The sequence below is a fragment of the Calothrix sp. 336/3 genome (genome assembly GCF_000734895.2).
In the GTDB taxonomy this organism is placed as follows: domain Bacteria; phylum Cyanobacteriota; class Cyanobacteriia; order Cyanobacteriales; family Nostocaceae; genus 336-3.
The window spans coordinates 3,668,266-3,683,598 of record NZ_CP011382.1 but is presented as its reverse complement, the minus strand read 5'-3'; the positions used below and the strand labels follow the sequence as shown (position 1 = coordinate 3,683,598).

General features: G+C 41.5%; 9 protein-coding genes and 1 tRNA gene. 8 read left to right on the top strand and 2 right to left on the bottom strand.

Annotation, left to right across the window (positions count from 1 at the left end; genetic code table 11):
- Window positions 1-52 precede the first annotated feature (52 nt).
- Entirely contained in the window at window positions 53-2,074 is a 2,022-nt protein-coding gene (locus tag IJ00_RS15445) for a serine/threonine-protein kinase (protein WP_035154381.1), read from the bottom strand.
- Between the two features lie 545 nt (window positions 2,075-2,619).
- Between IJ00_RS15445 and IJ00_RS15440 the strand changes: the two genes are divergently transcribed.
- The 4 genes from IJ00_RS15440 (at window position 2,620) to IJ00_RS15425 (ending at window position 9,986) form a co-directional block, all read left to right on the top strand.
- A complete protein-coding gene (locus IJ00_RS15440) occupies window positions 2,620-3,849 on the top strand; it encodes a PPC domain-containing protein (RefSeq protein WP_035154380.1) in 1,230 nt (409 codons plus the stop codon).
- Between the two features lie 745 nt (window positions 3,850-4,594).
- Entirely contained in the window at window positions 4,595-7,177 is a 2,583-nt protein-coding gene (locus tag IJ00_RS15435) for an adenylate/guanylate cyclase domain-containing protein (protein WP_035154378.1), read from the top strand.
- Window positions 7,178-7,513: 336 nt separating this feature from the next.
- Entirely contained in the window at window positions 7,514-9,160 is a 1,647-nt protein-coding gene (mutL, locus tag IJ00_RS15430) for a DNA mismatch repair endonuclease MutL (protein WP_035154377.1), read from the top strand.
- Between the two features lie 217 nt (window positions 9,161-9,377).
- Window positions 9,378-9,986 (top strand): cupin domain-containing protein, encoded by a 609-nt coding sequence (locus tag IJ00_RS15425; RefSeq protein ID WP_035154376.1) that lies wholly within the window; start codon window positions 9,378-9,380, stop codon window positions 9,984-9,986.
- 31 nt (window positions 9,987-10,017) lie between these two features.
- On the opposite strand, the gene IJ00_RS15420 is transcribed toward IJ00_RS15425, so the two are convergent.
- Complete coding sequence (locus IJ00_RS15420; RefSeq protein ID WP_371259597.1) at window positions 10,018-11,133, bottom strand: septal ring lytic transglycosylase RlpA family protein; 1,116 nt, start codon at window positions 11,131-11,133, stop codon at window positions 10,018-10,020.
- Window positions 11,134-11,708: 575 nt separating this feature from the next.
- Between IJ00_RS15420 and IJ00_RS30180 the strand changes: the two genes are divergently transcribed.
- From IJ00_RS30180 to IJ00_RS15405, 4 genes are all read left to right on the top strand, one after another.
- Window positions 11,709-11,990: a PhzF family phenazine biosynthesis protein gene (locus IJ00_RS30180; protein ID WP_082127337.1), complete on the top strand. Its 282-nt coding sequence runs from the start codon at window positions 11,709-11,711 to the stop codon at window positions 11,988-11,990.
- Window positions 11,991-12,682: 692 nt separating this feature from the next.
- The gene (gene pds, locus IJ00_RS15415; RefSeq protein WP_035154373.1) at window positions 12,683-14,122 is read left to right on the top strand and encodes a 15-cis-phytoene desaturase; all 1,440 of its coding nucleotides are present in this window, start codon (window positions 12,683-12,685) and stop codon (window positions 14,120-14,122) included.
- Entirely contained in the window at window positions 14,106-15,038 is a 933-nt protein-coding gene (crtB, locus tag IJ00_RS15410; RefSeq protein WP_035154371.1) for a 15-cis-phytoene synthase CrtB, read from the top strand. The genes pds and crtB overlap by 17 nt, the downstream gene beginning before the upstream one ends.
- A gap of 177 nt (window positions 15,039-15,215) precedes the next feature.
- Window positions 15,216-15,307, top strand: a tRNA-Ser gene (locus IJ00_RS15405).
- Window positions 15,308-15,333 lie beyond the last annotated feature (26 nt).

The following is a 15,333-nucleotide window of genomic DNA, read 5'->3' as shown; positions in this document are numbered from 1 at the left end:
TTTTTCAATGGTGCTAAATAATGATAGTAGTGATTATGATTCAGCCTCAATCCTAAAATTTCATCTGCCAAAGATTTAGAGTATTACCAGCAGAACCGCCACTGACAAGTATTTTACCATCGGGACTAGCAGCGATAGCGTGAATTCTCCCAGAATTATCCCCTTTTATTAGTTTTATCTCTGCTCCAGTATTGGCATCCCAAAACCTAATTGTCTCATCATGGCTACCACTAGCTAACATCAAGGAATTTTCTCCCCTGAGGAAAATCACCGTATTTACCCTAGCAGAATGTTGAGCAATGGTACGGCTGACTTCTCCCTTTGTCACATTCCAAATTTTAATCGTTTTATCCTTACTTGCACTGGCGATCGCCTGACCATCGGGACTAAAAGCTAAGGAAGATACGATATCACTATGACCTCGCAAAGTCTGCATTAATTTACCAGATTTTACGTTCCACAAACGAATCGTTTTATCTTTACTTCCACTTGCCAAAATATCACTATTAGTAGGGTGAAAAGCTAAAGTATATATGGAGCCAGTGTTTGCCGCTAAAGTTTGAAGATTGTTCCCTGTATTGACATCCCAAATCTTGATAGTTTCATCTAAACTACCACTAGCTAAAAAATTACCATCTGGACTGAAAGCTAAGGACGCAATATCTCCACTATGACCCGTTAATGTTTTGATTTTCTGTCCAGTAGACATATTCCACAGGGAAATACTGTCATCATATCCCCCTGTTGCTACGTATTCTCCATTGGGGCTAACTGCTAGAGCATAGAGATAATTAGTAGCCTTAACATGGGTATTAAAAGTTTGTAATTTTTTACCTGTAACTGCATCCCAAACTTTCACTTTCTCATCATCACTAGCACTCAATATTTTATCGCCCCTAGCAGTAAATACAACTGCATTCACATCACTACTATGACCCTTTAATGATTGTGGTTGAAAGAAGCTAGCAGAAGAATTTAGAACTACTTGATTGACTTTCCTTTCCGTTGATGATGTCATATTTGGGGAAGGATTCCGAGACAAATTCCAAATTCCCCAACCCATGAGAATCAAGGTGAATGTTCCCAAAGCAGTCACATATTTGTAATTCAGTATAGAATGCTTCTCTGCTGCTTCTGATTCAGTTTTTACAGATGTTGCTACCTTGACTTCTTCTGGTGGTTGCAAATCCGCAATTACTTCTGCATCTGTTGCATAGCGTTCTTTCAGTTCAATTTTTAATAATTTATCTAAAATATGAATTAATTGGTCAGATACTTGTATCTCATTCTTAATTAAATATGTTTGCCAAGAATTCACCCAACTATAACCCTGTTTTAACCATAATTCATAGGGAGAAATATTAGCTAGTAGATGAAAGCAAGTTGCACCTAAACTATATAAATCACTCGCAGGATACGCTTCTCCCCCTTGCATCTGCTCAATTGCAGTATAACCATGGGAACCAATTGTCGTCCCCATACGAGTTTGCACTGTCGCTGTTAGTTGTTTTGAGGCTCCGAAATCAATTAAAACCAACTGGCGATCGCTGCGACGACGCATAATATTTTGCGGTTTGATATCACGGTGAATCACACCTTGATCATGAATAAATTTTAATACTGGCAATAAATCTTGCAATATTGCTTTAATGTCTTCTTCTCGATAGACAAAACCTTTCTTTAATTCATCTAATAAATTCTCACCATCAATAAATTCTTGAACTAAATATAGATGGTTTTCCTGTTCAAAATATGCTAGGAGGCGGGGTATTTGTGGATGTTCTCCGAGTTGCTGTAATCTTTGCGCTTCTTCTTTAAATAACTCAACTGCTTTTTTTAGAGCAGATGTACCATGGAACTTTGGTGCTAATTGTTTAACCACACAGACTTCATTCAGTCTATCCACATCTTCTGCTAAATAAGTCAAGCCAAATCCACCCTCCTCTGACAATCGTCTCAGGATACGGTAGTGCCCCCGCAATAAAGGTATCAAAGGTGTACCGCAGTTTTGGCAGTATTTTTGACTTTCTTCGTTATCAGGTTTTTCACAGTCGGGGTTGAGACAGCAGAGCATAAAAGAAAAGCCAGAGCTACTTGAGTATAAAATATGTTATAGCGTATAATTCTCTATTAATGATTATGACTGAATTCTCTCAAAAAAGTCATGTACTTTTGTGGATATTTTTTTGCGGAATATTGCTTTGCCATTTTGTATGTATACACAAGCCTAGTTATAAATTTGGGCAAACATTGACAATATTTATGGTTTTCCGATACCAGTATGGCTTTGGAATATTTTGATTTTTGCCTATAAAAAAATATTTTATCTCAATATATTTAAGTAGATTCTTTAATACTGCTACAATAATTTTCTAGAAGATGTACATATGCAAAATATGGAGATTAGAAAACAGAAACAGGATTATTTATTCATGGATGAATAATACATTCATCTAAAAAATATTTTTTCGACGAGAATAATTTCCTAGTAAAAATTGACGCTAGTGATTTTACAAAAGATTTGTCATTATTTCAATAACAATTATTAGTTTTCATCTGATTACCTTCAAAGTTCACTAAGTTCAGAAACATTGCCAAATTTATTCAGGAGAGAAATTAATGCAATCGCGTTTAGCAAAATTAATCTTGCTCCTAGCAACCTTGAGCAGCAGTATGTTACTTACTGGTTACGGAATTTCTAATTCTCCAGAAAATAGATTCCCTAACAAGTTAGATGTCAACATAGCTAAAACCCCTGATGAGCGAGAACCGGAAGCAGTAAAAAAAGCGATTAACCAACTCCCGAAAGCACAAAATAATTCTCCAGGGAATCCACCACCTAGAAGAGTTAGTCAACGGATTAATTCTCCCCTACGTTCTGCAAAAAAACCACCAAAAAATGAAGTTGATAATGATAGAGGAAATAACTCACCTCCACCCAGAAATAATCGTCCGCAAAAGAATCCCCCACCTCCGAGACAAGAGCAAGTAAGTCAACGTCCTTCCCAAGAAAAACCTGACAGAAAGCGTCCTCCCCAAGGAGGAAATAATCAGCCGAAACCACCTCGAAACCGTCCTGGGAATCAACCAGCGAATAGTGATAATTCTAATAATCAGGAACCAATTGCAACTAATAATACTTCCTCTAGAACCCCGACTTTCCGCAGCATAGATTACTCGAATGTGCAATTTGGAATTCTAGCTCCGGGAGATTTTCAGGATGGCAAACGTTACTACCATTTCTATCAATTTGATGGTAGGGAAAATGAACTGGTACAGCTGCGGTTAATTGGAAGCAAAGATAACCGTCGCAAGAATAACTTGAGTTTAGAACCTTGTTTGTTGTTGCTTGATCCAGATAATCAAGTCATTGCTCAACGCTGTAGCGTAGAAACAAAAGCAGGGGTCAGGGAAGCATTTTTGTATAATCGCTTACCAAAGCTTGGCAAATACACAATTGCAATCACTAGTCGTATTCCTGGAGAGAAAGGTAGGTATAGTCTCGCACTACGTAATGACCGTGCCAGTTATTTTCTAGACGAAGCGAGTGAGTTAGGCGATCGCAGTCTGAAATTACAAACGAATGGTAATTATTATGACATTTCTAAATTCAAGGGTAAGGAGAATCAACTAATCAGTATCCGAGCGGATAGCGTTTTTGAAGATTTTTCACCTTACATTGTGTTACTAGACTCCCAGGGTAATATTGTGGCTGCGGATAATGCTCAAGATGGTAGGTACAGTGCATTAATAGACCGTGCCCGACTACCCAAAGATGATACATATTATGTGGTAGTAATTTCTGCTTTTCCTCAAGAAAAAGGGAATTATAGATTAACTGTTTTTTAATTGTGGAGAATAGGGTATATTTTTATTCTCAGGACAAAGGGTAGGTAAATTTTAAATTTATCTACTCTCAATAGTACTCGGTTAAGTCTTTTGAACTCAAAGTTAAGTTAAAAAAAAGCTCCAGGCAGAGGTTTAAAGGTTTTTTCTGTTCCTTTCCCTTTAGACATCCTATCCATTCTCAGACTTGTTATGTTTGCCATTGCCCAGTAATTATTCACAGGTAAGTAAGTCGGTGAGAATAAACCTAACTATGTAACAGAATGTAAAATCGGCATAACCCTTGGGATTGCTTCATTTCACTTCGTTTCATTCGCAATGACATACATTGAAATTTTCACACCGATCTACTTAATGGGTGAATCAGTAAACAGTAATTTTCCTTACACTCATAACAAAATCAGTCCATAGGTTAATATCCCTACTGCTCACAGGTATGTTTAGCAATCAACCGGATTTGAAGTCAATTCGGTTTACTAGGATTTATCTTCTGATTATGGATGAATTACAAGTTACTATTTACACACAAAAAACGAGTTCGCAACCGTATTTTCTCGATAATTTTCCCTGGGTAACTAATTAGCAAGTTTTTTGCAATTTCCCTTGTTCTTTTAGCTTTTCTGTGGTGACGGTTGCCAGAGGAGAGATTAAACTGTGGATAATATGACTCGCGTATCCGGTAGCAACCTTTACATAAAATTAATGCTTCTTTAACAGTTAAAACCTACTCCTATATCAAAAGCCAGTTATGTCAGTCCATCAAACTAGTTGCGGTGAAGCAGCCGATTTAATCGTCGGTGTTCGCCAACCAGAAAACCGCGACTTGCCACAAAGTGCGTCTCCTGTCGGTGCTCTAGCCAAACAAAAAGGTACAATTTCAACTTTTCTGGCTCCTTTGACCCAGGATACTTTTAAACAAGTCGTTAAAGATGTAGAACAGAAATTACAGATTGTCAATCAAACTCTGTCCATGTTGGACTCCCAGGGATTTGAGACTATCTTGCAAGAAATGTTACAGTCAATTACCCTGAAAACCGGGGAATTACTGGGAGCAGACCGGACAACTATTTTTTTACTAGACGAAGAAAAACAAGAACTCTGGTCAATTTTAGCTGAGGGAGAGGGGGGGCGTTCCTTAGAAATCCGTATCCCTGCGAATAAAGGGATTGCTGGGGAAGTTGCCAGTGATAAGAAAGTAGTAAATATTCCCTTTGATTTTTATAACGATCCGCGATCGCGCTTTGCCCAAGAGCAGGAAAAACGTACAGGATACCGTACCTACACCATGCTTGCTATGCCATTGCTCAATGAGCAGGGACAGTTAGTTGCTGTAGTTCAGATGCTCAACAAACTCAAACATACTAACCAGCGACAATCCTTAGTCGAGCGCATCGATATTCGCGGATTTACAAGTGCTGATGAACAACTTTTTCAAGAGTTTGCGCCCTCTATCCGGTTAATTTTAGAGTCCTCACGTTCTTTTTATGTGGCAACACAAAAACAAAGAGCAGCTGCGGCAATGATGAAAGCCATCAAATCCCTGTCTCAAAGTAGTCTTGACCTAGAAGATACTCTAAAACGGGTGATGGATGAGGCAAAGGAATTGATGAACGCCGATCGCAGTACCCTATGGTTAATCGATAGCGATCGCCAGGAATTATGGACAAAAATCACCCAGGATAATGGTTCAACAAAGGAACTGCGAGTCCCAGTTGGTATTGGTTTTGCTGGAAAAGTTGCTGCCTCTGGGAAAACATTGAATATTCCCTTTGACCTTTACGAACATCCCGATTCTGGTACGGCAAAACAGATGGATCAACAAAATGGCTACCGTACCTGTAGCTTACTGTGTATGCCCGTGTTTAATGCCGATCAGGAGCTAATTGGAGTCACCCAATTGGTAAATAAAAAGAAAACCGGGGAATTTCCTCCCTATAACCCTGCCCATTGGCCCCAAGCTCCCGAATGCTTCCAGGCAAGTTTTGACCGCAATGATGAAGAATTCATGGAAGCTTTTAATATTCAAGCTGGGGTAGCATTACAAAATGCCAAGTTGTTTGCCACGGTGAAACAACAGGAACAAATGCAAAGAGATATTCTCCGTAGTCTCTCCAATGGGGTAATTTCCACAGACAAGACAGGGCAAATCATTGCGGCAAACGAAAGTGCTAAACGCTTACTAGGTTTGGATACAGATTCCCGTTTAGAAGGACAATTAATTAGCGAAGTTATCCGGATTAAAGAGGGAGACTTTAGTAAGTGGTGTGAAAATTCTCTGAATACTGCTGATGTGAAATACAGAGAACAATACTACCCAGATAGAACCCTGATATCTACAGTGGAAGAAGAGCATAGTATTAACCTATCCATTAATACCATTGCCGATGCTGCTGACCAAGAGCAAGTTCGTGGTGCATTGGTGGTGATGGATGACATCAGCGATGAAAAGCGGCTCAAGAGTACCATGTATCGTTACATGACTCAAGAATTAGCTGAGGAGTTACTCAAACTCGACGATGCAAAATTAGGTGGCGATCGCAAGGAAGTATCGATTCTCTTCTCAGATATTCGTGGCTACACTACTTTGACAGAAAATCTGGAAGCGGAAGAAGTAGTAAGTATGCTCAATGAATACTTTGAATCCATGGTGGAAGCAGTATTCAAATACAAAGGAACCCTAGATAAATATATCGGTGATGCCATCATGGCTGTCTATGGTTCTCCCCTACCATTAGACGAACACGCTTGGATGGCAGTACAAACATCCTTAGAAATGCGTCAACGTCTGTACGAATTTAACACCCGTCGTCATGCTCTGAATAAACCCCGCATCAATATTGGGATTGGTATCAATTCCGATGTGGTCATTAGCGGTAATATTGGCTCTAGTAAACGCATGGAATTTACTGCCATTGGTGACGGAGTGAATTTAGGCTCTCGCTTAGAAAGTGTCAGTAAACAGTATGGCTGTGACATTATTATCAGCGATAAAACCTATCAGCCCTGTGAAAATCACGTCTGGGCGAGGGAATTAGATTACATTCGCGTCAAAGGTAGAAACGAACCGGTGGCAATTTACGAACTCATCGGTTTACGTACTGATACAGTTCCCGGTGAGCAAATCTCCCTGATTGAACATTACCACCAAGGTAGACATTTTTACTTAACTCAGGATTTTGAGCGAGCAAAAGCTGAATTTGCCAAGGTGTTAGACATTGATCGTCAGGATTTGGCGGCACAAATGCATATCAAGCGTTGCCATCACTGGTTACAAACACCACCTTCCGATAATGACTGGGATGATGGTGTGTGGACATTTAAAGAGAAATAATGAGTAATCAGTAGTGAATTAAGCCTTGAAAACCTTATAGGATAATACCAATTCGCAATGCTCCCTGCGGGAGAGCTAACGCTAACGCAATTAAAAAATCTAGATTTAGCAATGGTTCCGTAGATTCCATCTGTAGCCTAATTTTAGAGAATTGGTATAAGAGGCGTTTCTAATTCACATCAGGCGTAAATAAGTACCAGAAATGCTGGTTTTGAGAACCACGGCTTTTGCGAAAGTCGGGTTTCTCAGGAATTAATACAAGTATTTGTCCTGGCGATCGCCCATACATTATATTGAAGCTTAGTGGATTATCCCAACTGGCTTTGAGACTGTTTTATGGTAGCAACGATTCAAGTTTTACCAACAGAAGTTGTATATTTAATCACAGCCGGAGAAGTCATTGATTCCTTTGCATCTGTGGTGCGAGAATTAGTGGAAAATTCCCTAGATGCTGGTGCGACTCGTATCGTTGTTACGGTTTCTCCCCAAAATTGGCAAGTGCGAGTCACTGATAATGGTCGGGGAATGGATATAGATGACTTACACTTTGCTGCCAAGGCACACAGCACTAGTAAAATTCGCAACAGTGATGACCTGTGGAAAATCACGAGTTTAGGGTTTCGTGGGGAAGCCTTACATAGCCTCACAACTTTAGCAGATGTGGAAATATGTAGCCGTTCACACCTAGGCGATATCGGCTGGCGAGTTATTTATGGTTATGGAGGAGAAGCTTTACACGTTGAAGCCACAGCGATCGCCCCTGGAACTATTGTCACAGTCTCTAACCTTTTCGGTAACTGTACTGCCCGTCGTCAAGGTTTGCCCACCTTCTCACAACAAATGAAGGCTGTGCAGGCAACTATCCAGCAAATAGCCTTGTGTCATCCCCATATTGCTTGGCAGGTATGGCAAGATGATCGGCAATGGTTTACGATTTCTCCCACCACGACTATGGGCAAATTGTTACCACAAATGCTTCAGCAAATTCGCCCCGGAGACTTGCAGGAATTGGAATTGCAATTATCCCATCCTGCCCCTTCATCCCTATATCTTGCCGTCGGTTTACCTGATCGTTGCCATCGTCATCGTCCCGACTGGTTGCGAGTTGCCATGAATGGCAGAATCATCAAATCAACGGAAATTGAACAGACAATACTCGGCGCTTTCCATCGCACCTTACCGCGCGATCGCTTTCCTGTTTGCTGTCTGCATTTACACCTATCTCCCGAACAAATCAACTGGAACCGCAACCCTGCCAAAAATGAAATCTACCTCAACAACTTAAGTCAATGGCAAGAACAAATCACCCAAGGAATCAACCAAGCGCTAAATCTCAACTCTGACACGATTCCGGAAACAGTCCAAACCACTCGCGTGAGTAAGTTAATCAAAGCCGCAGAATCAACAGGGAATTATCAAGCTAACTCTGCACCCCACAACCAAAATTTTCTCAAAGCAGTAGCACAAATTAACAATACCTACATTGTTGCCGAACATCCTGGGGGAATGTGGTTAGTTGAACAACATATTGCCCACGAACGGGTATTGTATGAACAACTGTGCGATAACTGGCAAATTATCCCTGTGGAACCACCAATTATCCTTTACCAACTCCAACCAAGACAGATTACTCAATTACAAACTATTGGCTTAGATATAGAAACCTTTGGTGAGCAAATGTGGGCAATTCGCACTATTCCCACCATCCTCCAATCACGCTCAGACATTGCTGATGCCATTCTAGAATTAAGCTTAGGTGGGGACTTACAAACAGCCCAGGTAGCCGTTGCCTGTCGTAGTGCAATTCGTAATGGTACACCCCTGACTCTGGAAGAAATGCAGAAAATACTTGATGATTGGCAACGCACCCGCAACCCCCACACCTGTCCCCATGGGCGACCAATTTTTTTATCCTTAGAAGAACCAAACCTCGCAAGATTTTTCCGCCGTCATTGGGTAATTGGTAAAAGTCATGGGATTTAACTGACTGCATCATGAAAGTACTGTTGCTGCCCAAATCGAACTAAGTACGCTACCATATATATCTATGATTCTCAGTAGAAGCTGGCATCTAAAATTATTGTTCCAGAAAATAGTCGGGGAACTTTGTAATTATCCCTAGCTTTGAACTCTATCTGGTAGAGTCTGAAAGCATCAAAATAAATCGCTCGGAGATGGTAGCCTCTAGGAGAAAACGCTTGTGCGTGCTGAAGATAAATGTTTTTGTGAATTGGCTCCACTTTATGCTCTGAATCTTCTAGGTGAAGAAGAATCTAATTTCGTGACAGAGCAAATCAGTGAATTACCGGAGTTAGGTGACGAAATGTCAGAATTGCAGGCAGCTGTAGCGGCGATCGCCTATACTGCTCCACCAGTGCCAATGGCAGATAATTTGAAAGATAGACTGTTTGCCAGAATTGGGATTGCAACACCTCAACCACAAACCCCAACCCCAGACATAAACCTACCTATCTACAAGCGCTCAACAGAATTAAACTGGAAACCCCACCGCATACCAGGAGTCATGATTGCGAGACTAAATTTTGACCCGGTGCGCCGTGAGGTTACTTGCTTGCTGCGTGCTGAGGCAGGTGTGCGGTATCCTCTCCACCGTCATGCAGGAGTAGAAGAAATTTTCATGTTAGAGGGTGACTTGGTAATTGGGGAGGAAGTCTACGGCAAAGGTGATTATATCCTTTCTACCCCAAGTTCAATCCACGCCCCCGAAACCCGTGGTGGTTGTATGTTTTTCGTTCGCACTTCTGTCGATGACGAGTATCCAGAAGTCACCAATCAACAAACTGTGTAGAAATAGAACCGCCAAATCGACACAGAAAGTTTTAAAAATCAGAGGCGATCGCCATTTTTCGAGGCGCTTTTTGACCCTTTAGCAATAAATTCGCGCCTTGGGTAGTCAACTTGGGGCTATTTACCTGCATGATAGTTGCTTCATAGGGAACAACTCCTGCAACTTCACTTTGAATACAACGAGCAGCAACCCGTGACAAGTCTAAACTACGTGGGGGAATATAAGGACCGCGATCGTTGACTCGCACAATCACAGATTTACCTGTTTTTAAATTCTTCACCTGCAAGAAAGTATTAAATGGCAAAGATTTGTGAGCAACAGTCAACTCGTCCTGATTGTAAATTTCTCCGTTAGCTGTTTGTCTGCCATGGAAGTATCCACCATACCAGGAGGCTAAACCATGCATTTTCTGAGGAGAAGGTTGTAAACCATACATTTGCGATTGCCCTTCCACCAGAGATAAGGAAGGAACTTTCAGCGCTGCTCGCAGATTATTTACCCATTCGATGGCAATTAAATCCCCACTACGGTTGTGCTTTTGGGCAATGGTTTTTTCTACTGCCAATAACAAACGGTTTCCTGCCATTAATGCCGGAATTCCGTCCACTAATGCCGGTCGTAGTTGCCAAGGATTGAGATGAGATGACTGTAACAATCGAGTCAACTTTTGTTGCATCATCCTTGCCTGCAATTTATCAGGTAAATTGGCAACTAAGCTGTTATTTAACCAGACTTCATAATTGTCTGTTTGTCGATGGACAACGACTACTGGTAATGAAGCACTGCTTAAATTTGGTTCTAGGGGAGCAGAAAAACGAAAGAAGCTTTGTAGCGATCGCAGAATTTTATTTGGCAAGAATTCTGGATTGCGGGAAGTTGGCTCTACTAAGGAAGCAACGGATACCCCCTGACGAATTTTGCTCCCAGAATTATCTGCAAATACTCCCTCTAGGGAATGACAAAAATTATTTTTAATTCCCTGATTCTTCTGCTCAGGTGTTTTGGAGAATCGATTTCCTAAGGTTTTAGATGAATTACTCCAGTCAATTCGCAAGAAACGTGATGGCATCAAAGTTGTCTGAAAAACCCTTGTTTCTTCCCTTGACTGCATCCAAATTGTTAGTGGTCTTCCCACCAGTTTATCCATAGCTGATGCTGTTTTTATCTCATCCATTTCTGAAGATAGATGCGGCGGTAAGCTCTGATTGAATGAGAAAAAAGCACCAACCCAGGATGTAAACCAAATTAGTCCAAGAAATAGCATGGCAATAGTTTAATGTTCAGGTAATCGCACTGGCATCAGCGCAAATCTTTTCCTGTCAAAGAAAAAAGCAAGTCTTTAACCAAACTGAAATCTAGACGCATAACTTTCCCGAAATGGGCAAGATATTTCCCGGTTAGAAGCACACTACTGAATGATCCCCAGCAGGGATTATATTATCGTGAAGCCAATAAATAAGCAAATAAAACTTTCATAAAAGTTTCAGATACTATTGGCGACAATCGGTATTCTTCCAATTTAAATTTTTTATCAATCTGAAAAATATCGTCCTGAAAATATGCAAAAATCGATAAATATACAACAGTTTAATTACTTATATCGTTTCGCGAGCAAGTGCTTTATGATACATCAAGAGTACATTAATGGAAGTAAAATATACTAGTAGCTAACTAAGTGTATTTGCTCATAGCAGTGATTTTAGTCGGGAGATAATGTAGAAAATATCTCTTAGAATCAACTATTCAGAGACTGTCTCTATTTTTCCACCTCGCGCAAAATCTCTGACTAGATATGTCAAAATTTTTACATTATGTTCAGAGCTATCCTTTACGATTTATCCCACTCTAGGTACTGCTTATATAATTCAAAGAGAGTTAATTCAGGAACCCATTACCGAAATATTCTTGAACCTACAAGTAGGTCAAATGCCTGTAGGGGTAGAATATGCTCAAGAAAAAATAAAACTACTGTGGATGCAAAAAAATCCACCTGGTTTTGGGTAGAAATGTTTCACCACATACCATTGTCAATGTGGTGTTTATAGAAGTACAAGAGATAGACAAGCTTTTTCCATTCAGGAAAATTTCCACCGCCATACCCTTAATTTTTGCCCTTGGAAAACACGAGCAACATTCGCGCAAATTTAATTAGATAAAAATACATATTTGCAGCCAATTAGCAATACATAAGCAAAACATATTTTTGTCTTCTGTCCAAAGACATATTTGTTAGAGAATAATTTAAGTGCCAGAGAATTTTGTGATTATTTTGGTATAGCAGAAGACCCGGCAATAACAGTGTGAATGACTATTTACAGGTTATCGAGTTGAGACTGGGTATTTCACTCACAGTGAGTCAACTAAATTTTTATTTGCCTGTTGAACAGGGTTGTGAAATAGCTAGAGCCTATTTACTATGACTCACGGCTGCCTCAAGACACCTGAGCATGGAAGCGTATGACAAAGTCCAAGTTTTTATGGGAGTCAAGGCAGAATCAATGTCAAAATCATCACTAGTGCTTCCCATAATACAGATGTCACAACTTCTTATCACCTGTTATGGTTCTACCCCCTTCTTCCTTAACCATTAACCCTGGCAATTGAGCAAATAACCAAAAATTACCAAATGTAACAGATTGCAACGTATAATGAGTACGGCAAAACGATTAAGAAATATTGAAGAGCAGTAAAGTTACATGCGAGTAGCGATCGCCGGAGCAGGTTTAGCAGGTCTTGCTTGTGCCAAGTATCTCTCAGATGCAGGTTATACACCCATTGTCCTGGAAAGTCGGGATGTTCTGGGAGGTTTGGTAGCAGCTTGGAAAGATGAGGACGGCGACTGGTACGAAACGGGTTTGCACGTCTTTTTTGGAGCTTATCCGAATATGCTCCAATTGTTTAAAGAATTAGGTATTGAAGACCGCTTACAGTGGAAGGAGCATACATTAATTTTTAATCAGCCAGAGAAGCCAGGAACCTATTCGCGGTTTGATGTTCCGGATATTCCGGCTCCTCTGAATGTGATAGTTTCTATTCTTCGCAACAACGATATGTTGACCTGGGAGCAGAAAATCCGCTTTGCCGTGGGTTTGCTACCAGCAGTTGTGCGCGGTCAGAATTATGTCGAGCAGATGGATAAATACTCTCTTTTGGAGTGGTTACAGCTTCAGGGAGTGGATGAGCGTGTCAACAGTGATATTTTTATTGCTGCTTCCAAAGCTTTAACTTTTATTAACCCAGAAGATGTTTCTGCCACCGTTCCCTTAACAGCCTTAAATCGATTTTTGCAAGAGCGCTATGGTTCTAAGATTGCTTTCTTAGATGGTTCCCCAACAGAACGTCTATGTCAGCCCATCGTTGACCATATAACCGAACGAGGCGGAGAAGTTCGCCTAAATGCGCCCCTAAAAGAGATTGTGCTGAACGAAGACGGGACAGTGAAGCATTTTGTCCTTCGGGGGTTAAATGGCTCGTCAGAAGAGATTCTCACTGCCGATGCTTACGTTTGCGCCACCTCTGTAGATGTCGCCAAGGTTTTAATGCCCGAACCCTGGAAAAAAATCGAATTTTTCCAAAAAATGGCAAGTTTGGAAGGGGTCGCGGTGATAAACTTGCATTTGTGGTTTGACCGTAAACTTACAGATATTGACCAACTGTTATTTTCACGATCGCCCCTACTCAGCGTTTACGCTGATATGAGCAACACCTGTCGAGGATACGCTGACCCCAACAAATCGATGTTGGAATTAGTTCTCGCCCCAGCCGCAGATTGGATTGATAAATCCGATGCGGAAATTATTCAAGCAACCATGGCTGAGCTAGAGAGACTATTCCCACAGCATTTTGGGGGAGAAAATCCCGCTCAATTGTTGAAAACTCGTGTAGTAAAAACGCCGCGTTCAGTTTACAAAGCCGTAGCAGGTAGCCAAAAGTACCGTCCCAGCCAAAAAACCCCTATTAGTAATTTTTATCTAGCAGGTAGTTACACCATGCAACGCTATTTGGGGAGTATGGAAGGAGCTGTACTTTCTGGTAAGCTGACAGCGCAGGTGATAGCACAAGCGCAGCCTGTAAACGATTCTGATCGCCTGGAAACCCCAACCCGACCGCCTGCAACGAATGCTGCAACTGCCTGATTCCCCCCCACGCATGAAAAAGCTGGTCTCACCAGACGAGTCCTATCAACTTTGTCGCCAAATCACCGCCAAGTATGCCAAAACCTTTTACCTGGGTACTTTGCTGATGAGTCAGGCGAAACGCCCAGCTATCTGGGCGATTTATGCTTGGTGTCGCCGTACAGATGAACTCGTTGATGGTCCCGCCGCTGCAATGACAACCCCGGAAACTCTTGATGAATGGGAGCAGCAATTAGAAACCCTATTTGCGGGACAGCCAGTGGATGACATAGACGTGGCGTTAGTGGATACTCTCCAGCGCTTTCCCATAGACATTCAGCCCTTTCGGGATATGATTGCCGGTCAGCGTATGGATTTATACCGCAGCCGCTACGAAACCTTTGATGAATTATATCTCTACTGTTACCGTGTCGCCGGTACAGTAGGATTAATGTCCACAGCAGTCATGGGGATAGACACTGAGCAAAATCGCTCCCCGTGGAATTATCATCAACAACCCTACATTCCCACGGAAGAAGCGATCGCCCTAGGAATTGCTAGTCAACTCACTAACATTCTGCGGGATGTCGGGGAAGACTCTAGAAGGGGACGTGTTTATATCCCCCTGGAAGACATGGCACGGTTTAACTACACTGAACAAGATTTATTTAGAGGTGTAGTCGATGACCGTTGGCGTGAGTTAATGCGCTTCCAAATCGCCCGTACTCGCCACTTTTACCGCCAAGCGGAAAAAGGCATTAGTTATTTGTCACCCGATGCGCGTCTCCCTGTTTGGGCAGCCCTGATGCATTACAGTAAAATCCTGGAACGCATCGAAAGCAACGGCTATGATGTATTTAGCCAACGGGCTTACGTACCCCAGTGGCGAAAAATGCTCAGTTTGCCTGTGGCTTGGCTGCGATCGCAGGTTTTGTAATGTCTATGTCCAGTAGTGAGTGCTGGGTAAAACCGGAGATTCCACAACTTCGGGATGTCATTAATTTTAATTGTCTGACTCAGCACTCGTTACTTTGCCATTCATGGCAACTTGATTGCAGAATATGCACTCTTGACACAGCCAAAATTTTCTGCTAACATTCTTATTCGTGACCATGGAGAGGTGGCTGAGTGGTCGAAAGCGGCAGATTGCTAATCTGTTGATGGAATCGTAAGGTCCATCCGAGGGTTCGAATCCCTCCCTCTCCGTTTTTGGAGATAAAAATTAGAATATC